The sequence below is a fragment of the Actinoallomurus sp. NBC_01490 genome, from assembly GCF_036227085.1.
In the GTDB taxonomy this organism is placed as follows: Bacteria; Actinomycetota; Actinomycetes; order Streptosporangiales; family Streptosporangiaceae; genus Actinoallomurus; species Actinoallomurus oryzae.
On record NZ_CP109433.1, the window covers coordinates 6,547,697 to 6,572,898 of the forward strand.

Sequence of the window (25,202 nt, forward strand, 5' to 3'; positions counted from 1 at the left end):
TGGCCGCCGTCCGATGTGGTCCGTCAGAGGTATCGCGCGGCCCCGGCGTACTCGTCCGCGTACCGGTGTTCGTCCACTTTGACGATCTCCAGCGGGCTCTCCTCGGTCGCGCTGTTGGCGGGGGCGTCGATCTCGTACCCGTCGCCGATGTACATGCCGACATGGTGGATCGATCCGGTGCCGTGGTCGTGGGCGTAGAAGATCAGATCGCCGGGTCGCAGGTCGGCCCGGTCCACCGGCCGCCCTCCGTCCTTCTGGGCGTCGGAGTCGCGCGGGATCGTGATGCCGTTCAGGTCATAGACGGTGTGGGTGAACCCGGAGCAGTCGAAGCCGAACGACGACGTGCCCGCCCACAGGTAGTGCAGCCCGGCGAACATCTTGGCGGTGCGGACCAGGTCGGCGCCCGTGGGCCGGGGCAGACTCGCCGCCGCGTCCAGCACCCGCACGTCGCGGGCGGGCAGCCAGCGCCCGCCGCGGTCGGGCGTGGCGACGAGCACCGCCGGGCCGGACCGCCTCAGCACCGGCAGACGGGTGTCGGCCGACAGCTCCATCTCGTGGTGGCGGCCGGCCGGGTCGGTGGACAACCACGCGCTCGCGGAGGTCACCGTCGCGACGGGTCGCGACCGCCGCAGCGTGGCGAAGCCCGCGTTCCGGGTCAGCTGGCGCGCGGGCACCCAGCCCGGGTAGCCGAGCGGGTCGCGCGGCGTCGGCTGGCCGGTGACGGCGACGTGCACCCAGTCTCCCTGCCGTTCGAGGATCCGCACGGGCGTGCCGTAGAGCGCCTGGGTCTCCAGCCGGCCGACAAGGGCGGCGCGCTGCGCCAGCGTCATGTCCGCGGTCCACTTCCGTATGTCGGCCGGGTTCGCCACGGCCGGCGCGTCGACGGGCCGGTCGAGCCCGGGCCGCACCCACGCGGTGGCCACCGCGACGTCGACGTACGCCGTGGCCGGCTCCGCCGCGGAAGACGGCGTGGCCGCCAGGACGCCGGACGGCGCTAGCAGGGCGAGCAGGGCGACGAGCAACCGGGAAAGAGTCTTCACATCGACATTCGACCGGGCGCGCGGGCCGATGTCCAGAGCCACCGCGGGAAGGCGTCTCACCGTCGGACGGGTCCCGGCGAGCGTGCGGTGGTCCGGCGGGGGCCACCGCACGCTCTGCGGCGGTCAGGAGACGGCGAAGTCGTCGGCGTAGACCGGGCCCTGGGCGTACCAGCCGTGGGCGTACACCGTGACCTTGCCCGTCGCGCCGGTCGTGAACGGCACGGTCAGCTTGGTCCAGCCGCTGGACGACGCCCAGGTGCTCGCCGTCGCGTCGCCGGAGACCCCGGCGAACGCGTAGGCGCCCTGGACCCAGCCGGTCAGCGTGTAGGCGTGGTTCGGCTGGAGCGTGAGCGACTGGTCGCACTCACCCGTCTGGCTCGAGGTGGCGGCGACCTGCAGCGCGTGACCGCCCGAGTGCGCCGGCGAGGACACGACGGTCCCGCCCGGCTGGCAGGTCCACGGGCTCAGGCCCGACTCGAAGCCGCCGTTGACCAGCGAACCGCCGCCACCGCCCGGGCCGTTGACGGTGAGCGTGAAGGTGGTGCTGTGGCTGCCCGAGGCCGCCTTTCCGGTGACCGTGATCGAATGGCCGCCGGGTGCGGCGGCCGACGTCGTGGTCAGCTTCAGCGTGGCGGATCCGCCCGCGGTCACCGACGCCGGGCTGACCGAGACGGTGACCCCGGAGGGCGCGCCGCTCACCGTCAGCGCGACCGACTGGGCGGACCCGGACGTCACCGCCGTGTTGATCGTCGCGGATGTGGAGCCGCCGGGGTCGACGGCCGCCGCGGAGGGCGCGACCGCGATCGAGAAGTCGTTCGCGGGCGTGCCGCCCCCACCGGTGAACGGCTCGAACGCGTGGCTGAAGAACCAGGTGTCCTGCGCGACGCCCGAGCAGTCATTCGCGCCGCCGGTGCCCGGGCAGCCGCCGTTGTCCCGCTGGAGCGCCCAGAACGACAACGTGTTGATCCCGGTGCTCGCGGCCCACTGCTCGACCGGTGCGGCGTCGGCCGTGGTGAACGTCTCGGCCGGTCCGAAGTCGTCGATCCCGGGCATCTCCGTGACGCCGATCATGTTCCACAGCTCCGCCGAGCTCTTGCCCGGGTAGAGGCCGGCGAGCTGGCCGTGCAGGCCGGTGGCGGCGGTCTTGGTGTCGTTCGCCATCTCGTGCGAGGCGTTGTCGTAGTAGTCGAAGGTCATGATGTTGACGACGTCGATCCGGGCGTTGTTGGACACCGCGTTCCGCAGCACGTTGAGCCCGCTCGCCGCCAGGCCGCCGGTCGTCGTGGGCAGCGTGTAGGAGAACTGCACCGTACGGCCGTTCGCGGCGGCCCAGTCCTCCACCTGTTTGACCGCCTTGTTGCGGCGGTCGATGCCGGCGGAGTTCGTCAGCGAGTTGTCCTCGGTGTCGAGGTCGATCCGCGTGATGCCGTACGTCGTGATGACCTTCTCGTACGCCGCGGCGATCTGGCCGACATCGGTGCAGCTGTCGGCGATCTCGGTGCCGGTGTTGTCGGCCGTGTAGCCGCCGAAGGACGGGATGACGTCGCCGCCGGCGGACTGGATCGAGGAGATCGAGGCGCCGAAGGAGGACGAGGCGATCGGCGATCCGGTGTCGCCGTTCCAGTACGGCGTGCACGATCCCTGGGCGGCGGCCTGGATGAACGCCATGGTCAGATACTTGGCGCCGGACTGCTGGGACAGGGCCGCGGGGTCGTCCCCCGTCCAGGCCTCGAAGTAGGGGGCGAACACGTGGGTGGGCAGGCCGGCGGCGCCGGCGGTCGTCGTGGTGACCGTGACGAGGCCGAAGGCGGACAGGATCAGCGCGGTTGTGGCGAGGAGGGCACGCAGGGGCGTATGTGGTCGCATGGGGGCTCCTGGGGGGTGACGGCCGCGCCCCGCCCTGGGGCAGGCGGAGCACGGCGGACTCCCGGCCTCGGCCGGGTGAGGACGTCACGAAGTCGGGCGAGCAGGGATGCGGATCCGCGTGCGCACCATCGTCAGACCGCACGCCATATCTGTCAAGGTTCTTAACAGTTACGCGTCCAGGCCCCGTGCGCGGGCGCCGACGGAGCCGGGAAGCGCGGCGCGGCCGGGACGGGAAGCCCCCGCGCGGGGCCGGGACGGGAAGCCCCCCGCGCGGGGCCGGGACGGGAAGCCCCCCGCGCGGGGCCGGGACGGGAAGCCCCCCGCGCAGGGCCGGGATGAGAAGGTCGGCGCGGCCGGGACGGGAAGCCCGGCAGGGTGGGGAGCGGTGAGCGCGCGACGGAGGCCCGGGCGCACCGGAGCCGACGCCGCTTCCGGCGGCCACATCGGCCTTTACCAGCGTCGATAACATAGCGTAGCGATATGCAGCTTCGGCATGTCGAGTCTTTTCTCGCGGTGGTCGAGGAAGGGCAGTTCGCGCGCGCGGCGAGCAGGTTGTTCCTGTCTCCGCCCGCGGTGACGGGACATGTCCGCCAGCTCGAGCGGGACCTGGGAACCCCGCTCCTGCACCGCTCGCCGGTGTCGCTGACGCCGGCTGGTACGCGGTTCCTGCCCCACGCCCAGGCCATGGTCGCCGCCGCGAACGCCGCGTCCGCCGCCGTGAAGGACCTGCACGGTACCCGTGAGACGGTGATCCGCGTGGGCGTCATGGCCCCCGGCGCCGCGGAGCTGACGCCCGCCATCCTGCGCGCCTTCTGCCGTGCGCAGCCGCGCACCCGCCTCGTGGTCGAGAGCCTCGGCTTCACCGACTTCCTGTCGGCCGTCCTCGAACACCGGGTGGACGTCGCCTTCATCCGGCCGGCTCCCCACGACGAACGCGTGGTCACCGACACCCTCACCGTCGAGCCCCGGATCCTCCTCACGGTGGCGGCCGGCGATCTCGCCGACGCGGAGGGCGTACGGCTCGCGGACGTTCTCGACCTGGACTTCGTCCGTTTTCCCGAGACCACACCCCGGCTGCTGTCGGACTACGGGAGCTTCGCGGCGGCCCGCAACGGCATGGAGACCCGCTGGGGCGTGGGCCGGGCGACCTCCGCGCAGGACCTGATGACCAGCATCGCCGCCGGATGGGGCGTCGCGGGCACGCTGCACTCGCTCGGGCGCTACTACCGCGCTCCCGGCACGTGCGCCATACCGGTCGTCGACGCGCCGTGGGAGGCGAGCGCGCTGATCAGCCGGAGAGACGATCTCCGGCCCGAGATCAAGGCGTTCCGCGACCTGGCGGTGGCCCTGGCCCGCGATCCCGAGCTGGGCCGCCTTCGCCCTCCGGTCCCTCCCTGGCACTGACGGCCGTCCCCGCACCTGACCGCCGCGCGCTTCGGTTGGGTCTGGTCCCGACCCCGGTTCCGCGCGATGCTGCGCGAAACGAAGGAGGACCCATGGCGGACACCGAGACGGCCGACGACGCACGGGACACCCGGGCGGTGGGCTACGACAGACTGGCGATCGCGTCGATCACCTTGAGCGTGGTCGGGCTCGTGCTGGCGGTGGCCACGTGGGCCGCCTGGCTTCTGCTGATCCGCCCCACCCCGTTACGGATCTACCGGACGGGTCTGGCCGGCCCGGTGTCGCCGTACATGGACATCGTCGGGCGCACCGTCACCTATGTGATCGGCTCCCTGTGGTTCGCGGTGCTGCCCGTCTCGGTGCTGTCGGTCGTGCTCGCCTGGCTCGAACTGCGACTCGGCCCCCGGCCCGAGTCCGAGGCCGTCGCCCGCGCGGCCGTCGTGGCCGGGGCCGTGGCACTGCTGCTCGCGCTCGCGGGCGCGATCGTGTTCAGCATCAGGATGGGCCAGGCGCCGGTGATCCCTCTGCAGAACGAGGGAGCGTGATCCGCGGCGGTCCGTGCACCGCTCCCCGGCGCGGGAGACGGGACCGCGCGTGGTACGGCGACGGCCGGCGGGGCGCCCGTCCGGTCAGCGAGCGCCGGGGCATTCGTCGATGCCGTGGTTGTGCCGCCAGCAGCCTCCCGTCGGCGCCGTGTCGAAGCGGACGGGAGCGTCGGCGTTGCCCGTCAGGTCGTTGTCGTGGATCCAGCCCCCGCCGCAGACGCCGTCCTCGGTGATGGCCAGGCCGTGGGTCTGGGTCTTGCGCGCCTGGCCGTCCCAGACGCGGTTGTCGCGGATCGTGGGGTCGTGCACGCCGGCGGCCAGGGTGATGCCGGCCCGGACGCGGGGCGTGCCGGGCAGCCGGTACGGCACACCGGGCTCGGGCGTGCCCTCGGCCCATGCCGTCGTCGCGCCGGGGCGCACCGGGGCGAGGACGAGCTCGTTCTCGGTGTTGGCCATGACGACGGCCTGCTGCGCGTCGGCCGTGACCCACTTGCCGATGTGCCCGTTCGGCCGCCAGCAGGCGGCGGTGTCGATCAGCGACTGCGCGGTGTAGGCGACCGTCTCGCCGCCGCCGCTCGCCGCCGGCTCGACCCGCCGGCCGTTGTTGCGGATCCGGTTCCCGCCGATGGCCGGGTCGCGGAGCGCCGAGGCGACGTAGATCCCCTCCAGGCCGTTGCCCCAGAACTCGTTGGCCTCGATGATCATGTCCGCCGCCGCCTCCTGCGCGCCGCCGGACAGGTTGTGCTGCCAGTACCCGTAGCGGCCGTTGCAGCTGATCCGGTTGCCCGAGACGGTGTAGGGGCCGGGGGTGTTCCCGATGGCGACGCCGTCCCAGACGTTGTCCTCGATCACGCAGCCGGTCACGATCCCGCCGCGCCCGGCGACCGCCGAGGTGCCCAGCGCCGAGACGTCGTAGCCGGCCTGGTGGTTGGCGATGAGCGTGCAGCCGGAGACGATGAGCCCCTCGGCACCCCAGTCGGAGATCCCGAACCGGTTGCCCTCCGAATGGCAGCCGATCACCCGGAGACCGCGGGTCGGCGCCCAGCGGCGGTTCTGCAGCTCGAAGAAGATCCCGTTGGTGCCGTTGCGCACGGTGGTGCAGGAGGAGACGGTGCACCGCTCGGTGGGCCCCCAGCCGCCGGTCCCGATGCCGATGCCGGCTCCGCCCAGCCACTCGCCGTGCTCCAGCCGCCCGCAGTGCACGACGAGAAGCCCCTCCACGAAGGAGTCCTGCAGGAAGTCACAGCCGAACCCGGTCGCGGGCGTGTCGTGGATGTACAGGTCGCGGAACCGGCCGCGGAGCACGAACTGCAGGCCCAGTCCCTTGGCGTACACGTCGTACTCGGGCAGGATCATGTCCGAGCCGTCGATCTCGAAGTGCGCGAAGGTGCAGTCGGCGATCGGGTTGCCGGGGCTCGCCCCGTGCTGCAGGGCGGTGAAGAACGCCAGCGGCGTGGCGGCCTCCGCGTTGCCGGGGTTGGACAGGGTGAACCGCGTGGCCGCCGGGCCGGCCCCGATCAGGGAGACTCCGCTGCGCCAGACGGTGGCCTCGTCCTGGATGGAGTACACCCCCGACGGGCAGTAGATCGTCCGGGGCCGGCCGTCCGCGGCGTAGGCGTCCCCCAGCTTGTGCACGATGGCCTGCAGCGCGGGCTGGTCGTTGGTCTTACCGTCGCCGGCCAGGCCGTGCTCACGAGCGTTGTGGACGAACAGGTCCGGCATCCGCTCCTCCCAGGTCCGCGCCCATGCCGACCGTCGGGGAGGCCCGGACCTCCAGGCCGTCGATCAGGGCGCGGCAGCGTTCCAGGTTCTGCAGCGCACGCTCGCGCAGCACCGCGAAGCGCTGCCGCAGGCGTTCGGTGCAGGCGTCGCGTTCGTCCCACAGCCGGTCGAGCTCGGCCAGGAGGGGCCCGGTCTCCCTCCTGGCCACGCCGGTCAGGGCGGGCGCGCCGACCACCTGCGCGAAGTCGAAGACCTTGCCGGCGTAGGGCAGCGGCAGGACCGGGACGCCGGCCCGCGCGGCGAACATCACGAAGTGCAGGCGCATGCCCACGGCGAAGTCCAGGTGACGCATCAGCCCGGCGATCTGCGCTGGACGGTACGCGCGGTTGAGGATCCGCGCGGTCTCGGGGGCGTTCATCGCCGACAGCACCGCGTGGGCGTGCGCGATGTCGCCCCGCTCCATCGGCACGAACACCGTCTGGGCCTGGAGCCGGTAGGTCATGAAGTCCGCGGCGTTCGCGAGCAGCTCGTGGTAGCTGGCCTCGTCGAGGTGGTCGGCCGCCCGGCCCGGCTCGCGTACCGACATGCCGACCAGGCGGTCGTGGTCGTCGATGCCCTCACGCAGCAGCATCTCCTCGGTGAAGTCCTCCGGCTCCAGCAGGACCGCGGCGTCGGCGGTCACCGAGATCGGCCGGCCGACCCCGGCGTTCTCCAGCACCAGGATCGACTCGTGGTCCCGTACCGTCAGGTCGGTCATGTTCTCCACGACCTCGCGGACGAGGCGGATCTCCGCCCGGTCGGTCAGCGGCCCGGCGCCGATCGCGTAGCCGAAGGTGGGGATGCCGAGTTCCTGCGCCAGCCGTACCGGCCGCGTGATCGCGCCCGCCTGGCCGTCGTGGAGCACGCCGCCTCCCCCGAGGACCAGCAGGTCCAGCCCGGTCTCCGCCTCGATCAACTGGCTCTGCGGCACCCCCGTGTAGGGCACCGCGGTCATGCCGAAACGGCGCCGGCTGTCCTCCGGGTGACGACTGAAGATGATCAGTTCCGCGGTCGGGCGGATCTGCCGGAGGCCGTCCAGCACGCAGGTGAGGATCGCCTCGTCGCCGAGGTTCAGTCCCCCGTAGGAGCCGAGCACCCCGATCCGGAGCGCGCGGTCCCCGAAATCCGCCATCCCCCGATCACCACCTCGACACATGCCTGTGACGATGTGTGTTCACTCCACCATCGCACCCCGCGACGGACCTGCGTCAACAGGGCACCGGGGACATCTTCGCCCCGGGTCCGGCGCGTGCCTCGGGGCCGAGGTCGTTCACTTGGGGACGGGCGGCGCGTGCTCGGCGACGAGGCGGGCCAGCTCGACGCGCGAGCCGATGCCGAGTTTGCGGAAGACCTGGCCGAGGTGGAACTTCACGGTGTGCGGTGAGATGAACATGCGGGTGGCGACCTGGGGGTTGGTCAGCCCCTCCGCGACGAGCGCCGCGATGGCGCGCTCGGTGTCGGTGAGCGCGGCCCACCCGGAGGCCGGGCGCTCCGCCTGGTGGTCGCGGCGCCGCACCCCGAACTCCCGCAGCCGGGCGCGGACCCGTGCCGCGTCCCGCACCGCGCCGACGTGCCGGTAGCCGGCCAGCGCCTCGTCCAGGTCACGGATCGCCGCCTCGCGGGTGGCCGGCGTACGGGCGCGCAGGACGCCCAGGTCCTCGGCCGCCGAGGCGCGGCTCCAGGGTTCGAGGTAGGTCGCGACGGCCCGGGCCAGCGCCGTCGGGTCCGCGTCCGCGATCCCCCGCGCGTGAGCGGCGGAGGCGGCGTAGGTCGGGAAGCCGGGGTTGTCGCGGGCGAGGGTCTCGGCCATCGCGGTGAGGGCCTCCCCGACCGGCCGTTCGCCGGCGGCGAGGGCGGTACGGGTCAGCCAGGCGGCGGCGTTGGGCTCGGTCATGAGCAGCCGGCGGTGTTCGAGGGTGCCCAGAAACCGCGAGTGGAACTCCTCGATCGCCCGCTCCGCGCCCGCCCGGGCGTCGACGACCCGGGTGACGGCCCAGTCGCCCCAGCGCATCCCGTACGTCGCGCCCCTGCCCCGGCGGTGCGAGGACTCGTACCGCTCCACACTCCGCACGGCGGCGTCGATGTCGCCGCGGAGCACGCCGACGAGAGCGAGCACCGCGAAGGCCAGCAGGTCGAACGCGTGCGTGCCCACTTCGTCGGCTCTGCCGAGCCCCGCCCGTGCCTCGGCGGCGGCGTCGTCGAGCCGGCCCTGCGCGAGTCGCAGCCGGGCGCGGAAAATCGCCGGGCACGGGCTGTACGCGGTGTGGCCGAGCGCCGTGATCTCCTCGTCGGCGATCCGCAGGACGCTCTCGGCCTCCTCGAGCTGCCGGGTGTCGGTGAGCAGGCTGATCAGGTGCAGGCGCGGGTGCGCGTACTGGGCCTTGAGCGGCCCGCCCGCCGCGATGCGGGTGGCCTCGCGGATGTGCCCGATCGCCTCGGCGCACCGCCCTTCGGCCCAGGTGTCGGTGCTGAGCAGCATGTGCGCGCCGGTCAGGGCGATCGGGCCGTGGCGTTCGCCGCCGGCCACGACCGCCTCCGCCCGCTCGTGCCCGCGCCGGTCGTGGTTGGCGAACATGCCGCGGAACAGTACCTGCTCGGCGACGCCGCGCAGCTCGTCCGGCAGGTCCCGCTGTTCGAGCACCCGCTCCGCCTCCGCCACCGCCTCGGCGGCCCGCCCGGCGAGCATGAGCGTGCACGCGAGTTCGTGCCGCAGCCGGGCGGCCTGCCGGGGCCCCGTGGCCCGCTTCAGCGCGGTGCGTGCGAGCTCGGCCGCGTCGGCCGGCCGTCCGGCGTTGCTGAGCGTGGAGATGGCCGTCACCGTACGGTCGAACCGGCCGGCGTCGGAGGGCGGGGTGAGTTCGAGGGCGCGCAGGGCGAGTTCGGCCGCGGTCTGCGGGGAGGACGGCAGCACCTCGCGTACCGCCCGGTCGAGCCCTGCCACGGCCTCCGGGTCGCCCGGCCCGGCCGAGCGCAGCAGGTGCGCGGCGGCGCGGATGCACGAGCCGCTACGGTCGAGCAGCATGCCCGCGGCCTGGCGGTGCAGGGCCCGGCGCATGGGCTCCGGCATGCTCTCGGTCATCGCCCGCCACAGCAGGTCGTGCCGGAACGCCAGCAGGTCCCCGTCCGGCACGACGACTCCCGCCGCCTCCGCCTCCTCGACCGCGGGCAGCAGCCGGCTGGGCAGCTCGCCGAGCATGTCGGCGAGGTCGTTCGCGTCGAACGAGCGGCCGAGGACGGCCGCCACCTGCAGGACACGACGGCAGTGCGCGGACAACCGCCCCAGCCGGCGTCGCGCCGTCTCCTGCACCCGGTGCGGGAGCCGCTGGGAGACCAGGCGCGCGTGACCGTCACCGAGTTTCACCGCGCTCTCGTCGAGGAGGCCGCCGAGCAGCTCGACGAGCATGAACGGATTGCCGCCCGCGCCGGCGGCCAGCGCCAGCACCTCGGCGTCGGGCGTCGCGCCGAGCACGTCGGCGACGACCTCGGCCACCGCCCGGTCGTCGAGCGCGCCGAGGCTCATCCGCGTGGCGCCCTCGCGTTCGAGCACCTCGTACAGCCGGTCCACGCCGGCGCCGTTTCCGGTCGTACGGGACAGGATCCACACGAGCGGGTACGAGGCCAGCTCCGGGATCAGGGTGCGCAGCGCGAGCAGCGTCGTCGGGTCGGCCCAGTGCAGGTCGTCGAGCGTCACCAGGAGCGGGCCCCGGGTGACGCGCCGCTCCAGCCGGGCCTGGAGCTCCTGAACCAGCCACAGCCGCAGGTCGGACGCGTCGCCGCGGATGTTCGCCACGGAGGCCAGCAGCGTCTGGGTGGACTCCCCCAGGGCCGCCGTCAGCGGCGCCAGCGGCTCCAGCCGCCCCGGCTCCTCCACCCCGCCCCGGGCGACCGTGAAGCCCCGGGTCGCCGCCGTCTCGGCAGCCGCGGCGAGCAGCCGGGTCTTGCCCATGCCCGACTGGCCGTCGATCAGCACCACTCCGCCGCGGCCGGCCTCGGCCGCGCTCAGCGTACGGGTCAGTACGTGCCACTCCCGGTCCCGGCCACGCAGACCGGCCCGCGGCGGCCGGAGGCGCGCGGCCGGAGCACCCGGAGCGGACGTCCACTCACCCGCCGGGAGACGAGAGCCCACGCGACCAACGTACCTGGTCAGCGCCTTGCGGCCGGACCGCTCGCGGGAGTCCGCCGCGCGCCCGTCACCGGGCGGAGCGAGGGAGTCGGCGGCACGCTCCGGCGGTCGCCGCCTCCGGCGTCGGCGCACCCCCGCCCGCGCCGCCGGTCACGGCAGCCGGGAGCGTCCGCGGGCGAGGCCCGGCAGGTGGCGCCAGCCGAGCGTCTGGATCAGGCCGGCCACGTCGGGCGGAAGGTTGTCCAGGACCAGCCGCCGGCCGGGCGAGGTGCGCAGGGCGTAGGTGACCAGGAGGCTGAGGATGCCCAGGTCGAGAAAGCGCACCTCCGCGAAGTCCAGGTGCGCGTCGGCGGCGGCGCCGATCGAGGTGAGCGCGGTCAGCAACGGCTCCTGGCGTGCGGTGTCGAGCTCGCCGGCGAGCCGCAGGCCGTCGGGCGCGTGGCTGCGGGTGATGCGGAGGACGCCGTCGTCGAACACGGGGTTGGCGGTCACCCGCAGACGGTGGGTGCCGGTCAGCGCCCTGACCTGCTCGGCGGGGCAGCGGCTGCGGTCGAGCTGGCAGATCGCCATCACGGCGGTCTCGGCCGCGATGGCCTCGGCGAACCGGGCCTCGCAGGCCAGCATCAGCGGGTACGCACCGGGCCGGCGGAGCGCCCAGCTCATGTCGGCGGTGAGCCGGACCGCCGGATATCCCTGCTCGGCGGCCTCGGTGACCTCCCGGCCGATCACCGCGAACATCCGGTCGGGGTCGAAACGGCCCTGGGACAGCCAGACCACGCCGCTCGGGATGACCCGTAGCTGCCCCGTACGGACGAGACGGTCGGCGTCGGCGGGGTCGCCGAGCCCGGGAAGCCCGCGATGGCCCCTCTCACCGACGTAGATGACCTTCTGGCGGGCGGCCAGGCCGTCCCGGAGGAACGGCCCGATGACCTGCGCCTGTTCCGCGGCCGTCGCGAACGGGAACGCGGCATGGTCACCCGGCCGGATCTCGCCCACCGGTAGTGCCGTAATGCGGGTTCCCATTTGCAGTCCACAAAGTAGTCGTCCGGCTACCACCCGTGAGTGTACGCCGAACGCCTGTCGGCTCTGGGCGACTCCGCTCGACGCGGACGTTCCGCCAGGACATCAGGCGCCCGGCCCGCCGGCCGTCGAACGCGGCTCCCCCGGGCCGCCGCCGCCCGCCTGCGGGAAGTCCCCCGGTCAGCGGGGCACGGGCCGGACCAGCGGAAGGAACACCAGGTCGACGATCTCCGCGATCGTCTCGTCGGAGATGCCCCCCGGCCCCCTCATGGTGAGCTCGTCGCGGAGCAGGGCCACAGGAACGGTGGCGACGCGCGGCACCAGGGCCTCCGGGCGCGCCTCACCGCGGGCGACCGCGCGCGCCAGCAGGATCAGCATGGTGCCCGGTTCGCTGCGGACGAAGTCGTCGCGCAGGGCGGCCATCAGCTCCGGATCGCGGCGCGCGTCCATCATCAGGCCGCGCAGCACCCCGGCGCCGGACGGGGAGGCCAGCCGGTCGGCGACCGAACGCAGCAGCTCGATGACGTCCGATCGAAGGTCGCCGGTGTCCGGCGGGTCGTCCGGCCGGGCGACCATCTCGCGGTAGGCCGCGAGCGCCAGCGAGCTGCGGCTGGACCAGCGCCGGTAGATCGCCGTCTTGTTGGTGCCCGCCCGGGCGGCGACCCGGTCCATGGTGAACCCGTCGTACCCGCGTTCGGTCAGCTCGTCCACCGCGGCCCGCAGGACGGCCCGCTCGACCTCCTCGCCCCGGCGTCGTGTGCGCCGCACCGCGCCGCCGGTGTCCGCGTCCGAGCCGCGCGGCGTCGTGTCCGGTCGCATGCACGCCCTCCCATGGGTCGGAAAGTACCTTGCCGTTGCTCGAAGCGCATGTTAGCGTGCCTCGACTAGGTACCACCAGTCCTCTAATCTCCGGACGCGGTTCGGCGCCGGACAGCCGTTCCCGCGCCGGTCGCCGGCGGCGGTTCAGCGCCCCGGCGAAGAGTCCGCCGCGCCGGAGCGCGCCGACCCCGCGAATGACGGCTCCGCCCGGAGACGCTTCTCGAACCGGATCATCGCGCCCTGCAGAGGACGGCTCTCGATCCGCAGGTTCTCCGACAGGGCGTCGATGATCTGCAGGCCGCGTCCGTGCTCGGCGGTGGCCACCTGGTCGGCGTGGACCTTGTTCAGCAGCGCGGAGTCGAATCCACGGCCCGTGTCGACGACCTCCACCACGCATCGCGCGTTCGTCACCTGGACCCTGACCTCGTACTCATCGCTCGGGTCGGCGTGCTGGATGACGTTGGCGCACGCCTCCCCCAGAGCCAGCGTGATGTCGTCACGGATGTCGCTCGCCACCTCCAGCGTGGCCAGGGAGGCATCGAGGATCTCCCGGGTGACGCGGACGGTTTCGGCGTCCCTGGGCAGGCACAGCACGAGCGATACCTTCACGAGCACTCCCCACGGTCGACACTTTCCATCGGCCGGAGACGTACCCTCCCCGCCAGGGTGAAACGGCGGATGCCGGAGGTGCCCCCGCGGACGGCGCCCCGGACGCCCATCTGGCCATATATCCGCGAATGCCCTGGTGCGGGCGCCTTCGGCTGGGTAGGTCCTGCGGTGAGCCCCCCCATGACGTCAGGGAGGAGACATGCCCAAGACGACCAGGAAGGGCACCGCCAAGCCGAGCGAACTGCCCGACACGATCAAACGGTCCGACGCGAAGGCCCAGCGCACGTTCGCCAAGGCCCACGACTCCGCGGTCGCGCAGTACGGCGAGGGACAGCGGGCGCACCGCGTCGCGTACGGCGCGCTCAAGCACACGCACGAGAAGGTGGGCGATCACTGGGAGCCCAAGAACAAGGGCGCCAAAGGCCCCTCGGACGAGCAGTCCGCGGGCGGACGCTACACGTCGCTGCCGTCGGCCGGCGGCGTCGACGCGAACGCCTCCAAGGAGCACCTGTACGACCTCGCCAGGCGGATGGACGTGCCCGGCCGGTCACGGATGAGCAAGGGCGAGCTGGTCCAGGCTCTGCAGAAGGCCAATGACCGCGCCACCGCCAGCGCGCGCTCCTGACCGCGGCCGTACGCGACCCGGCACGCCGGTCCGCGCCGACGACGGCGCCCCGGCACGAGTCCATCCGCTTCGCGATTCGCCAGATCCGTCACATTCGCCTCGCCGACCCCGAACCCCTCGGCATGTTTTCTGGTCGATCCCGGCTCATGGAGGCCTCTCTTCACCAGCCACATCACTGGGCGTGACTCGGCTTGTGAGGAGCATGTAACATGAAATTTATATAGTTCGCTAATACAAGTTGGCGGAAGGTGATCATCGAGCTACGCGCCGTATGGGATCGACTGCCTGTTGGAGGTTGTATGTGTGGAATCACCGGGTGGGTGTCGTTCGAGCGTGATCTGCGCGCCGAACGCGCCACTGTCGACGCGATGACCGAGACCATGGCCTGCCGCGGTCCGGACGACCGGGGTACCTGGATCACCGATCACGCCGCTCTCGGGCACCGGCGGCTGGCCATCATCGACCTGCCGGGCGGCCGGCAGCCGATGAGCGTCGACACCCCGAACGGGCCGGTCGTGATGGTGTACTCCGGCGAGGCCTACAACTTCACCGAGCTCCGCGACGAGCTCACCGGCCGTGGACACCGGTTCCGCACCGACTCCGACACCGAGGTCGTGCTGCGCGCCTACCTCGAATGGGGGGACGCGTTCGCCGAGCGGCTCAACGGCATGTACGCCTTCGCGATCTGGGACTCCCGGGAGAACCGGCTCGTCATGGTCCGCGACCGGATGGGCATCAAGCCGTTCTACTACTACGAGACCGCCGACGGCGTGCTGTTCGGCTCCGAGCCCAAGGCGATCCTGGCCAACCCGCTCGCCGAGCGCACCCTGACCCTCGACGGCCTGCACGAGCTGTTCGCGTTCGTCAAGACGCCCGGCCACGCGATCTGGGAGGGCATGCGCGAGGTCGAGCCGGGCACCATCGTCACCGTCGGCGCGAACGGCCTGCGCACCACCCGCTACTGGACGCTGCGCACCACCGAGCACACCGACGACCAGGCCGCCTCGGTCGCCCACGTGCGCGAGCTGCTCGAGGACATCGTCCGCCGCCAGCTCGTCTCCGACGTGCCGCGGTGCACCCTGCTGTCCGGCGGGCTCGACTCGTCCGCGATGACGGCGATCGCCGCGAAGCAACTCGCCGAGGTCGGTCAGACCGTCCGCAGCTTCGCCGTGGACTTCGTCGGCCAGACCGAGAACTTCATCCCCGACGACCTGCGCGCCACGCCGGACACGCCGTACGTGCACGACGTCGCGGCGCTGTCCCGCACCGATCACCAGGACATCGTCCTGAACTCCGACCAGCTCGCCGACCCGGAGGTACGCTCCAAGGTCATCCGGGCTCGTGACATCCCGGCCGGGATGGGCGACATGGACGCCTCGCTGTACCTGCTGTTCAAGGCCATCCGTGAGCACTCGACGGTGGCGCTGTCCGGCGAGTCGGCCGATGAGGTGTTCGGCGGTTACCAGCAGTTCTTCGACCCCGAGGCCCAGCGCGCCAGCACGTTCCCCTGGCTCGTGCGGTTCGCCAACCGTTTCGTCAACGACGGCGACATCCTCGCGCCCGACCTGGCCAAGGCCATGGACCTGCGGCGCTATGTCCAGAACGCCTATGACACGTCCATCGCCGACATCGAGCGCCTCGACGGCGAGAGCGAGTTCGAGTGGCGGATGCGCAAGGTCTGCTACCTGCACCTGACCCACTTCGTGCGGATCCTGCTCGACCGCAAGGACCGCGCCTCGATGGCGGTCGGCCTCGAGGTGCGCGTGCCGTTCTGCGACCACCGCCTGGTGGAGTACGTCTACAACACGCCGTGGTCCCTCAAGACCTACGACGGCCGGGAGAAGTCGCTGTTGCGCGGCGCCGCCCGCGACGTACTGCCGCAGTCGGTGGCGGAGCGGGTCAAGTCGCCGTACCCGTCCACCCAGGACCCCAAGTACGCGGTGAAGCTGCAGGACAACGCGCGGGAGTACCTGTCGGCGCCGGGCCACCCGGTGTTCGACATCGTCAGCCGCGACTGGCTCGCCCGTGCGGTCGAGGTCGACACGCCGCAGATCACGCAGGAGTCTCGACACGGTCTCGAACGCGCGCTTGACCTGGCCTTGTGGCTGGACATGTACAAACCGACGCTGAAACTATCCTGAGCATGACTGCGAGGACGGTGAGCGCCGACGAGACGCTGCACGTCGTGATCGCGATGCACCGCCTCATGCGCCGCCTGCGGCGTACTGGTCACAACGGCACAGTGCACCCGACGCAGCTCATCGTCCTCGCCCTGCTCAACCAGTACGGCCCGCTGCGGATCGGCGAGATCGCCCGCCGCGTGCCGTGCTCCCAGCCGACCGCCACGACCGTGGTGGCGGGCCTGCGGTCGGCCGGGTTCGTCGACCGCGAGGCCGACCCCACCGACGGCCGCGCGACCCGCGTGGCCGCCACCCCGGCGGGCCTGACCGTGCTGCGGTCGTTGGCGCACGGCGAGGCCGAGGTGCTCGCCACGCTGATGGCGGAGCTCCCGGAGGACGACGCCCGCCTGGTGATCGCGGCCGGGCCCGTCCTCGACACCCTCGCCGACCTGCCGGCCCACGACGAGGCACCGCTCCCCCGCACCTGACGGGTCGGGGCGGGCGACCACAGGGGCGCGTCCTTGATTTCCTCGCCGCGCTCGGTCATGAGCCCTCCTACGTCGGGAGAGGGTGACCACCCGGGGACGCGCCCAGGATTCCCTCGCTCCGCTCGGTCATGGCTCCTGCCGTCGGCGCCCCGCGCCTCCGCGGATGCCGAAGGCCACCACGGCCAGCGCGACCACGATGAGGATCGCCAGGCCGGTGCGCCCGGTCGCGAAGGAGGCGAGCGTGCCGGTCGTACGGGACCACAGCCCGCCGCCGGACGACCCGGCGCTCTCCCCCAGCCAGATCGACCCGTCCGAGGCCGTCGCCGGACGGGTCCCCGACGCCTTGACGGTCTGCGGCAGCCCCGGCTGCCGCTGCCGCATCTGCGCGGCGCTGAGCCGGGTGGGGTCGAGCCGGCTGAAGTCCACGCCGCCGAGCGTCATCTTGTACGTGACGACGCCCCGGCCCTCGTGGACGGTGTGCCGGTAGGTGAACTCCCCGCGCTGGATCGAGTGGACGTAATCGTCGAACACCTGGCGGGGCCGCCAGCCGTTCGTGAGCTTGGCCGGGCCGATGTCACCCGAGTCGATCAGCTTGTCGAACGACGTGTGGTGACCCTCCTGGTGGCGCTGCCGGATCCACTCGGCCACCACACGGGCCAGGAAGGCGCGGCGGATCGGAGCGTACTCCGGCGCCGTGTTGACCGCCTCGACGATCTTGGGGACCACCAGCGTCTGCTCGAGCCGCTCGTTCCGCGCGTCGGCCGCCGGGTCCGACGGGCAGGCGTAGTTGCCGCTGAGATGGTCCGTTTTGGCCTTGACGTTGAGAGACGCCTTGATGACGTACAGCGACGATCCGTCCTCGCGGACCTCGACGTCGCCGGGCACGATCCACATCCGGGAGGTGTAGCAGGTCTTCTTCGCCGAGCCGAGGAGCGCGTTCCAGTAGCGTTCGCCGAGCGCGGTCTTGGGGTTGAGCAGCCTGCCCTCGGTGCGCTTCATCGCCAGGTCGGCGTCGAGCAGCGCGCGCCCGGCGTTCGTCTCGCCCAGAGCGGGGTCGATGATCCGGTCGGGCTCGGTGGGGTTGAGGTTGACCCAGAACTTGTTCGGGTTCAGCACCAGCCAGGTGCGCAGGTCCGCCGTGCTCGTCGTGGCCGCGTCGAGGGCGGCGAGCGGGTTCTGTTCGGCGCCGGGAGCGGCCGGGCTCGCGGAGAAGGAGTACTTCACCGATCCCGGGCTGTCGGACAGGTAGCGCAGCTCCAGGGTGGAGAAGTCCACGCCGCCCAGGTCCTTGGAGTCGAGCGCGTGCGAGAGCCCGTCGTCGCCCGAGCAGTCAGCGGCGGAGGCCGCCGGCACGCCCCGCGCCATCATGCCGCCGATGCTCTCCTTTTTCTCGCCGCCGGGGCAGTTGAGGCCCAGGTTGGCCCGCAGTTGCTCCTTCTTCTGCCGTTTGGCGGCCTGTCGCTTCCTGTCCAGAGCGGCCAGCGCGTCGCGCAGTTCGGTCTGGTTGTTGACGATCTTGACGCCGGCGAGCCGGAGCCGGTCGGCCAGCTGGGACTTGAGCCCCTTGGGAGCCACGAGGATGACGGGCTTGCCGGCCGGATTCGCGAGTGGGTTGTTCCGCAGGCCCAAGCGGCTGGGGGTGCCCAGGATCTGGGTGGCCTTGCCGGATCCCTCACCGACGGTCACCTCGACGATGGCCGTCGCCGTCTCGACGTCGATCTCGGCGTCGCGGTTCGCCGTGTCGCCCTGCTGCGCTCTGCGCTGCCTGTCCAGAGGCGACTCGCGGAACTTCTGGTTGAAGCCGATGACCTGGGGGCGGATCGCACCGGCGATGACGGCCTCCCAGTAGCGTTCGCCCTGCTGTTTGGTGGCGGTCGACTGGCGCAGCGCATAGTCGATCTTCGCGTCCACGACCCGCCGGGCCTGCTGGTCGATCACGCCCTGCAGCCTGTTCGCGGCCTGCTGGCCCCTTGACGTGGTGTCCTGCCGCGCCTTGGCCCAGAGGCTCCTGAGCTTGGCGATCTCCTCGTCGGCCGCGTCGAAGTCGTTGGCCTTCAGGTCGGCGTCGATGCGCTGGACGATCGCGTTCGGATCCTCGTCCGCCACGGCCGCCGTGGCGGCCGAGCCCGCGGCGCGCGGCGGCGCGAACGCGCCGGGGGCCGCGGAGGCGAGCGTGATGACGGCCGCGGCGAGGACCGCCGTACGGCGAGGGCTACGGGTGCGCACCGTGACCTCCTCCTGCCGGGTACGGACCGGGGTACGGCGGAGCGGCCGCGAGCAGGCCGGTGGCCCGCAGGTAGCCGGCGAGGGCCGGGGGCGGGCCCGCCGCCGGTTGCCCGAACCGCCCCGGTCCGGGGGCCGGTGGCGGCGCGGGGCGCCGCGTCGTTTTCTCCCCTTTGCGCAGGGCCAGGACGCCGGCGGCGGCCAGGGCGCCGGCCGTCAGCATGACGACCATCGCGACTCCGGCCATCGACGTCCGGGTGGAGCACGGCTTGCGGAGGCCCATGTGCGGCTTGTTCAGGCTCATCGTCGGCTTGTAGACGTAGCCGACGTTGCACGCCGACGCGGGCGGCGCGGACAGCGGGAGCACGAGGCAGGCCAGCAGGAACGCGCCCGCGGCGACGCCCGTCGCACGGCGCGCCGCGGTCACGGTGTCACCGCCGGGGCGGTGGGCGTCCTCAGTCTCGCGACCTTCGTACGCAATCGGTCACCCTCCTCACGGCTCGCGGCGTCGTCGGCGCGTTGCGGCTCCAGGCGCCGGGCGGCCAGGTCGAGCTGCGCGGACTGCAGGCGGTACAGCGCCAGCGCCGTGGCGCGGCCGTACCAGCGCCAGGTGTTCACCAGCGCCCAGAAGCGCAGTGCCGGATCGGCCAGGTATGACGCCTCGGCCTTGGTGATGGCCACGCCCTCCGCCGCCTCGGCGGCCACGCAGTCGCGTGCCGCCGCCGCACGCTCGCGCCACCCGGTCACCAGCAGCATGAAGACCACGACGATGAACGGCGCCTGCGGCAGCAGCCACAGGAACGGCGAGATCACCAGGGTGTCCGCGGCTCCCCCGACGTCGACGTGATCGGAGGTCAGATGGGAGATCCAGGCCGAGAGCGTCTCGGCGGCCACCGCGCCGCCGATCGCCGCCACCAGCGCGCCGCCCGCGACGAGCCGCCGGGCCCGGACCGTGGGCGCCCGGGCGGCGATGCCGAGCCCGGCCCCCGCCAGCGCGCCGAACGTCACCTGCCCGCCGAGCAGGCCGATGGACTGCCGGATCCAGTACTCGAAGCCGCTGGTCGCGCCGGTGAACATGCTCAGCGAGCCGTACAGCTTGACCAGCAGGACGCTCTCCACGAAGTTGTAGCCGAGCCCGGCGGCGGCGCCCAGGATCAGGCCGGTGAGCGCGTCGGTGACGCGATGCCGGAACAGGAGCAGCAGGAGCAGGACGCCGGCCGCCGTGATCAGCGTGTCCACGGCGGCGAGGTGCACCACCCCGATGTCGAGCAGGCGGTACTGGGTCGAGAGCTGCCGGCTGAGGTCGGTGCCCGTACCCTTGGCGAGGTAGCCGTTGAGGGTGCCGAACGCCAGGCCGGTGTAGGCGCGGCCCAGGCCGAACACGATCAGGGCGCCCCAGCCGAACGCCGCCAGCAGCATCGGCAGCGGCACCCGCGCGAACCGCTGGCCGTGGTGCAGCAGCCACAGCACGAACGCGGTGCTGGGCAGGCACAAGAGGGCGACCAGCGGAAACGCCCCGGCGGCGGCCAGGGAGATCAGCGAGAACGGTCCCAGCAGCGCCACCAGGATCGCCCAGGTCGCGGTGACCGCGCGGCGGCCCTGGGGGCGGGTGATGAGGACCACGCCCTGGATGACCGCGCCCACCACGATGCCGGCCAGCACGGCCCAGAAGACGGCGCGGGGCATGGAGAGCAGCCGGCCGAGCGAGCCGGACCCGCCGGGCAGCCTCTGGAAGATCGACAGCGTGGGCTCGCCGCGCAGCACGTGCGGGCGGGTCAGGTTGAGCAGGAGCTCGACGAGGTAGAGGGCGATGGCGAGCCGGGCGATGAGGAGCGCGCGCGCCCGCACCAGAGAGTCGTCACGGATCCGCCCACCCGCGGCGGGACGGCCCGCGCCCTCGGGACTCCCAGGGCCACCGGGACCCGCGGGACCCCAGCCGGGGCCGCCGGGACCCACGGGACCGCCGCCTGGGCCCCCGGGGCCGCGTGGGCCGCCTGGGCCGGGCCCGCCGGGACCCGGTCGGGCGGCCGGCGGGCCGGGGATCATGGAGCGCTCCCGGGAACGGTGGGCAGGTCCGTCGGCAGAGACGGCATGGACGGCATGGACGGCAGGGTGGGGAGATTCGACGGAAGGTTCGACGGAAGGCCGGACGGGAAGTTGGAGGGCATCGACGGCAGCGGCGTCGGGTACCCGGTGGGCATCCGCGGCGTCTCCGGCTGGTTGAGCCCGGCGAGGTCGACCACGAGTGACACGCCCAGCAGCGCCACTCCGATCACCGCGCCGATCGTCATCAGCAGAAACTGCAGCGTCAGCACTTCTCCGGTCCTGACTGAACGGATCAGCTGCATTGTCCTTCTTACGGCGGGCCCGCGAGTCGCAGGCGTCGGGCGTTCGGCCGAGTCGGGAAGGGGTTGTCAATATAACCGGGAGAACACGCCCCAGGAATTGATTATCGGAAATCGGCCCGGTCGTGGTCAATAAAGGAAACATCCGATATGCAAAATGCATATCCGAGCACTCGCCGAACTTCGCAAATGCCCCATAAAGGCTTCGTGGGCTCCAGGGGCCGAGCGGGCGGTCAGGCGTACGGCAGGTCCAGCTCCGGCGCGTACGGCCGGGGGTCGACGTCCTCGAACCGCGCGCGTTCGAAGGCGGCGGCGAGCCGGAACGGCACGCTCGCGTCGAAGATCGTCTTGGCGGTGGTGCCGAGGGCGGGCAGTGCGGGGTTGTAGTCGGGCCCCTGGATGGGATCGAGCACATGGCCGGCGACACCGGGAATGGTGATGATGTCCACGTCGCCCTGCATGCAGGTCTGCATCGCCCACAGCCCGTCGTCGGTGTCGAAGACGGCGACGTCCCGATCGATGAGAATGACGTTCTTCAACTCCGCGTACACCCCGAACGCCACCAGCGCGGCCTGCCACGCCCGGCCGTCGTCGAAGGCACTGCTCTTGGCGCACTTGAGGACGGCCAGGATGGCATGTCCAGCAGGATGCCCACCCGCTCGCGGCTCGCCATCAGGCCCACCAGCACGCGTGCGCCGGGGTGTCCCACGATGCCGTTGAAGATCATCGCTGGTCCGACGCGTGTGGGGCGCGCCACGGTCCCGCCGGCGCCCACCCGCTTGTAGACCCGGCGAGTCGCGCGTTCGGGTCCACCGGACGATCGGTTCCGACCGGTTGACCGGGGAACCCTCTCAGGCGCTCCAGCGCCGGCCGCGGATCCGTGATCGGCGGCGGTCCGGCGCCGTCCGGCCGCTCCTCCGCGGTCATGAGCCCTCCTTCGTCGGGGAGAGTGACCGCAGGGGCGGGTCATGGACCGTGGCTCCCCTCCCCCGTACGCGTGGGGGCGAGGTGGGTCCTACCCTCGATCACCGCCACCGACCCCGGGGTGCGGGGCGGACGCCGCGATCATCGGCGGCCGCACGCTCGCCCGTCTCTTGATCCCGGCCAAGTGACGCCGCCCGCCGTACCGTGCGTCGTCACCGGTCCGCCACGGGCCGGAGGGTCGCGGACGGCCGAGAGCCCACGGGGCGCGGTTCCCGTCCACGCGGGCGGTCGGCCCCGGCCGGGCCGCCGTCGCCGGTCCCCAGGCCGGACGTCGCCCACGTACACCCGTCCGCGCCGACGGCGAACGCCTCGTAGCCGGGCAGGTCCTCGACCCACGCGCGGGCTCCCTCTCCCATGACGAACGCCGCGGTCGCGTAGGCGTCGGCCAGTGTGAGGCTCGGCCCGACCACGGTCATCGAGGCGAGTCCGCCGTCCGGCGGCCGGCCGGTGCGCGGGTCGAGGATGTGCGCGCCGCGCTCGGCCGTCCCCGAGGTCGCGACGGCCATGTCCCGTCCGGTGAGGACGGCGGCGAGTGCCCCGGGACGCCGTGGATCGGCGATGCCCACGCGCCAGGGACGGCCGGGCTCCGGCGCGTGCCCGAGCCGGATGTCGCCTCCGCCGCCCACGCTGTACCGGGGGCAGCCGGCCTCGTCCAGCATGGCGCCGGCCCGCTCGATCGCCCAGCCCTTCACCACGCCCGAGGGGTCGAGCTCTCCCCTGGCGTACGCGCTGAAGCAGCCGCCGGTGACCTCGGCCAGCTCCTCGCACAGGCCGAGGATCTCCGCGACCTCCGGCCCGCAGTCGCCGATGCGCATCTCTCCGCGGCCGAGACGGCTGATGTCGCTGTCCGGCCGGTAGGTGGAGAAGGTCGCGTCGATCCGGTGCAGCCAGGCGATGACCCGCTCCAGCGTCCCGTCCGGAGGGTACGGCGGCCTCAGGTCGAAGGAGAAGACCGTGCCCATGCACGGCTCGGCGCGCCGTCGGGGGATCACGAGTCCTCCTTCGTCGGAGGGAGTGCCCACGGGGAGCGTGCCCCCGGCTCCCTCGCTCCGCCCGGTCACGGAACCTGCTCCGTCGGCCTCGCGACCACGATGCTGTGCCTCCGGACTCCCTCGCAGCACGAGGTCACGGAACCTCCTTCGTCGGCCCGTGACCACGGTGCCGTGTTCACCGGTTCCCTCACTCCGCTCGGTCACGTGCCCGCCTTGTCGAGGGCGCTCTGCAGCGACTGGATGTAGCCCTGGCTGGTGTAGGTGGCGCCGGAGACCATGTCGATCCGGGCGTTCTGGGCGGACAGCGCCTCCTGTTCGAGCTGCGGCACCGCGAAGTCGTTGATCTCCAGGTCGCGCGGGTTGTCGCTCGGCAGCTGGACCGCCCGCACCTTGGTGATCCTGCCGTCGTCCAGTGTGACCTCGACCTGAACCGGGCCCCAGCGGGTGTCGACGGTGTCTCCGGTGACCGTACGGCTCTTGCCGCTGTCACCGCCGCCGGAGCCGGCGCTCGGTGTGGACGTGGCACTCTCGCTCGGCGCGGGCGTGGCGGCGGTGCCCGGGTCGGCGCCCGCCCCGGCGCCGGCGATGGCGCCCGTTCCGGCCGCCGGGTGGGTCTTGAAGCTGAGCAGCAGCACCAGCCCGCAGACGGTGCCGATGACGGCGAGGACGGCTCGTTTCATGGTCGGCCCCTCAGAACTCGAATGACTCGTGGTGGATGTGGCGGCGCGGCACGCCCGCCCGGCGCAGCGCCGCCCTGGCCGCCGTCGTCATGCCGTCCGGCCCGCAGACGTACACGTCGTGGGCCGCGAGGTCGGGCAGGATCCGGGTCAGGACCGCCGGCGACAGCGGATCGCGGCCCAGGTCCCTTCGCGACCCGACCAGGTAGTGCAGGGCCGCGCCGCGGGACTCGGCGATGCGCAGCAGCTCGTCGGAGAAGACGACGTCGGCCCACTCGGTCGCCCGGTAGATCAGGGTGAGCTCGCCGGGCACGGCCGGGAGCGTTTCGAACAGCGCGCGTATCGGGGTGATGCCGACACCGCCGGCCAGCAGCAGAACCTTCCGCCGTCGGCGCCGGCCGGCGGTGAAGGCCCCGTACGGCCCCTCCGCGAAGACGGGGGTGCCCGGCCGCAGCCGGCTCAGGGCTCCGCTGTGCTCCCCGAACGTCTTCACGGTGATGCGGAGCATGTCCGTGGCCGGGGGCGCGGACAGCGAGTACGGGTTGGCGGCCCACCACAGCTCGCGGGTGAGGAAGCGCCACCGGAAGAACTGGCCCGCCTCGGCGCGCAGCTCGTCCAGGTGCCGCCCCCGGATCCACACCGAGACCGCCCCGGGGCCCTCGGCGTACACCCCGTGCACGCGCAGCCGGTGCCGGAGGGCCCGGCGCAGCGGCGTCACGAACCGGTACCAGAGCAGCAGGGCGCCCACGGCCACGTACAGCGCGGACCACAGGACGCGGGCCGGCCGGCTCGTCATGAAGTCGGCGCCGGTCGCGAACTGGTGGCTGAACGCCAGCGCGATCGCCAGGTAGGTGTACAGGTGCAGGTAGTACCAGGTCTCGTAGTTCATCCGGCGCCGCGCGGCGCGGGCGGACACGATGCCGACGCCGACCAGGAGCAGGCCCGCGACGGTGGCCATCAGCACGTCCGGATAGCTCACCAGGAGCGTCTTCGTCTGGTGGACGACGCCGGTGTGCGCGGTGACGGCGTACCCCCAGATGATGAGCAGGGCGTGCGCGACGACCAGGCCGACCATGTAGCGTCCGCCCATCGCGTGCCAGCGCGCGAGCCGGTCGGTGCCCACGCCCCGTTCGAGCGCCGGGATCCGCGCCATCAGCGCCACCAGGACGACGGCCGCGAACCCGGCGAGCAGACCGGTGACGCGGCCCGCGTTGGTGAGCCAGTCGCCGAACCCGGTGATGGCGGGCGTGTCGTGCCACCACAGGGCGATCACGGCGGCCCCTCCCAGCGCGATGGGCCCGAGGACGTGCTCCGGCCGGGCGCGCACCGGCGGCCGATGGGCATGCGGGCCGCGTACGGCTCTGCGCTCGTCCAGAGTGGCCACGAAGTCTTCCCCCCCGTCGGTCGGTCGTTCGGGGTTCAACTCTCGGGTCCGTACCTGAAGGATTTTTCTGAAAGGTGTATGTGTCTCCACTGAAAAGGCCGTGACCTGCGGATATGTATCCGCTTCACACGATCTTCTGAGACAATTCACATCTTCGGCAGATCCGCAGCGTGCAGC

Annotated in this window: 22 protein-coding genes; 5 read left to right on the forward strand and 17 right to left on the reverse strand. The window is 72.5% G+C overall.

Annotated elements, in window-relative coordinates:
* Positions 1 to 23: 23 nt before the first annotated feature.
* Complete coding sequence (locus OG417_RS30635) at positions 24 to 1,040, reverse strand: C40 family peptidase (RefSeq protein ID WP_329235911.1); 1,017 nt, start codon at positions 1,038 to 1,040, stop codon at positions 24 to 26.
* A gap of 123 nt (positions 1,041 to 1,163) precedes the next feature.
* A complete protein-coding gene (locus tag OG417_RS30640) occupies positions 1,164 to 2,906 on the reverse strand; it encodes a carbohydrate binding domain-containing protein (protein ID WP_329235913.1) in 1,743 nt (580 codons plus the stop codon).
* Positions 2,907 to 3,386: 480 nt separating this feature from the next.
* On the opposite strand from OG417_RS30640, the gene OG417_RS30645 reads away from it, so the two are divergent.
* Complete coding sequence (locus OG417_RS30645) at positions 3,387 to 4,310, forward strand: LysR family transcriptional regulator (protein WP_329235915.1); 924 nt, start codon at positions 3,387 to 3,389, stop codon at positions 4,308 to 4,310.
* 92 nt (positions 4,311 to 4,402) lie between these two features.
* Positions 4,403 to 4,855 (forward strand): hypothetical protein, encoded by a 453-nt coding sequence (locus OG417_RS30650; RefSeq protein WP_329235917.1) that lies wholly within the window; start codon positions 4,403 to 4,405, stop codon positions 4,853 to 4,855.
* Positions 4,856 to 4,939: 84 nt separating this feature from the next.
* Here the strand turns inward: OG417_RS30650 and OG417_RS30655 are convergent, their stop codons facing one another.
* The 6 genes from OG417_RS30655 to OG417_RS30680 all read right to left on the reverse strand — a co-directional run bounded on the left by OG417_RS30655 (position 4,940) and on the right by OG417_RS30680 (position 13,187).
* The gene (locus OG417_RS30655) at positions 4,940 to 6,577 is read right to left on the reverse strand and encodes a right-handed parallel beta-helix repeat-containing protein (RefSeq protein WP_329235919.1); all 1,638 of its coding nucleotides are present in this window, start codon (positions 6,575 to 6,577) and stop codon (positions 4,940 to 4,942) included.
* Entirely contained in the window at positions 6,546 to 7,748 is a 1,203-nt protein-coding gene (locus OG417_RS30660; protein WP_329235921.1) for a polysaccharide pyruvyl transferase family protein, read from the reverse strand. The genes OG417_RS30655 and OG417_RS30660 overlap by 32 nt, the downstream gene beginning before the upstream one ends.
* Positions 7,749 to 7,886: 138 nt before the next feature.
* The gene (locus OG417_RS30665) at positions 7,887 to 10,742 is read right to left on the reverse strand and encodes a helix-turn-helix transcriptional regulator (protein ID WP_329235922.1); all 2,856 of its coding nucleotides are present in this window, start codon (positions 10,740 to 10,742) and stop codon (positions 7,887 to 7,889) included.
* Between the two features lie 147 nt (positions 10,743 to 10,889).
* Positions 10,890 to 11,762: an MEDS domain-containing protein gene (locus tag OG417_RS30670; RefSeq protein ID WP_329235924.1), complete on the reverse strand. Its 873-nt coding sequence runs from the start codon at positions 11,760 to 11,762 to the stop codon at positions 10,890 to 10,892.
* A gap of 177 nt (positions 11,763 to 11,939) precedes the next feature.
* Positions 11,940 to 12,578 carry a TetR/AcrR family transcriptional regulator gene (locus OG417_RS30675; RefSeq protein WP_329235927.1) on the reverse strand — a complete coding sequence of 213 codons (639 nt, stop codon included), beginning with the start codon at positions 12,576 to 12,578 and terminating at the stop codon, positions 11,940 to 11,942.
* A gap of 144 nt (positions 12,579 to 12,722) precedes the next feature.
* Positions 12,723 to 13,187, reverse strand: a complete 465-nt coding sequence (locus OG417_RS30680; RefSeq protein WP_329235929.1) for an ATP-binding protein — start codon at positions 13,185 to 13,187, stop codon at positions 12,723 to 12,725.
* A gap of 199 nt (positions 13,188 to 13,386) precedes the next feature.
* Here OG417_RS30680 and OG417_RS30685 point away from each other — a divergent pair, with 199 nt between their 5' ends.
* From OG417_RS30685 to OG417_RS30695, 3 genes are all read left to right on the forward strand, one after another.
* Positions 13,387 to 13,812, forward strand: a complete 426-nt coding sequence (locus OG417_RS30685; protein WP_329235931.1) for a ChaB family protein — start codon at positions 13,387 to 13,389, stop codon at positions 13,810 to 13,812.
* 299 nt (positions 13,813 to 14,111) lie between these two features.
* Positions 14,112 to 15,953 carry an asparagine synthase (glutamine-hydrolyzing) gene (gene asnB, locus OG417_RS30690; protein ID WP_329235933.1) on the forward strand — a complete coding sequence of 614 codons (1,842 nt, stop codon included), beginning with the start codon at positions 14,112 to 14,114 and terminating at the stop codon, positions 15,951 to 15,953.
* 2 nt (positions 15,954 to 15,955) lie between these two features.
* Complete coding sequence (locus OG417_RS30695) at positions 15,956 to 16,420, forward strand: MarR family winged helix-turn-helix transcriptional regulator (RefSeq protein ID WP_329235935.1); 465 nt, start codon at positions 15,956 to 15,958, stop codon at positions 16,418 to 16,420.
* Between the two features lie 126 nt (positions 16,421 to 16,546).
* Here OG417_RS30695 and OG417_RS30700 read toward each other — a convergent pair whose 3' ends face one another.
* From OG417_RS30700 to OG417_RS30735, 9 genes are all read right to left on the reverse strand, one after another.
* Positions 16,547 to 18,646: a hypothetical protein gene (locus tag OG417_RS30700; protein WP_329235937.1), complete on the reverse strand. Its 2,100-nt coding sequence runs from the start codon at positions 18,644 to 18,646 to the stop codon at positions 16,547 to 16,549.
* Positions 18,633 to 19,070 (reverse strand): hypothetical protein, encoded by a 438-nt coding sequence (locus OG417_RS30705; protein ID WP_329235939.1) that lies wholly within the window; start codon positions 19,068 to 19,070, stop codon positions 18,633 to 18,635. Before OG417_RS30705 ends, OG417_RS30700 begins: the two co-directional genes overlap by 14 nt.
* Positions 19,067 to 20,491 carry a PrsW family glutamic-type intramembrane protease gene (locus OG417_RS30710; protein WP_329235941.1) on the reverse strand — a complete coding sequence of 475 codons (1,425 nt, stop codon included), beginning with the start codon at positions 20,489 to 20,491 and terminating at the stop codon, positions 19,067 to 19,069. The genes OG417_RS30705 and OG417_RS30710 overlap by 4 nt, the downstream gene beginning before the upstream one ends.
* Before the next feature lie 194 nt (positions 20,492 to 20,685).
* The gene (locus OG417_RS30715; protein ID WP_329235943.1) at positions 20,686 to 20,958 is read right to left on the reverse strand and encodes a hypothetical protein; all 273 of its coding nucleotides are present in this window, start codon (positions 20,956 to 20,958) and stop codon (positions 20,686 to 20,688) included.
* Positions 20,959 to 21,221: 263 nt separating this feature from the next.
* Entirely contained in the window at positions 21,222 to 21,620 is a 399-nt protein-coding gene (locus OG417_RS30720) for a hypothetical protein (protein ID WP_442875772.1), read from the reverse strand.
* The gene (locus OG417_RS54480; RefSeq protein ID WP_442875587.1) at positions 21,524 to 21,958 is read right to left on the reverse strand and encodes a hypothetical protein; all 435 of its coding nucleotides are present in this window, start codon (positions 21,956 to 21,958) and stop codon (positions 21,524 to 21,526) included. The genes OG417_RS30720 and OG417_RS54480 overlap by 97 nt, the downstream gene beginning before the upstream one ends.
* Before the next feature lie 166 nt (positions 21,959 to 22,124).
* Complete coding sequence (locus OG417_RS30725; protein ID WP_329235945.1) at positions 22,125 to 22,964, reverse strand: FAD:protein FMN transferase; 840 nt, start codon at positions 22,962 to 22,964, stop codon at positions 22,125 to 22,127.
* A 200-nt stretch (positions 22,965 to 23,164) separates the two neighbouring features.
* Positions 23,165 to 23,644 (reverse strand): FMN-binding protein, encoded by a 480-nt coding sequence (locus tag OG417_RS30730; protein WP_329235947.1) that lies wholly within the window; start codon positions 23,642 to 23,644, stop codon positions 23,165 to 23,167.
* A 10-nt stretch (positions 23,645 to 23,654) separates the two neighbouring features.
* Complete coding sequence (locus OG417_RS30735) at positions 23,655 to 25,025, reverse strand: ferredoxin reductase family protein (RefSeq protein WP_329235949.1); 1,371 nt, start codon at positions 25,023 to 25,025, stop codon at positions 23,655 to 23,657.
* Positions 25,026 to 25,202 lie beyond the last annotated feature (177 nt).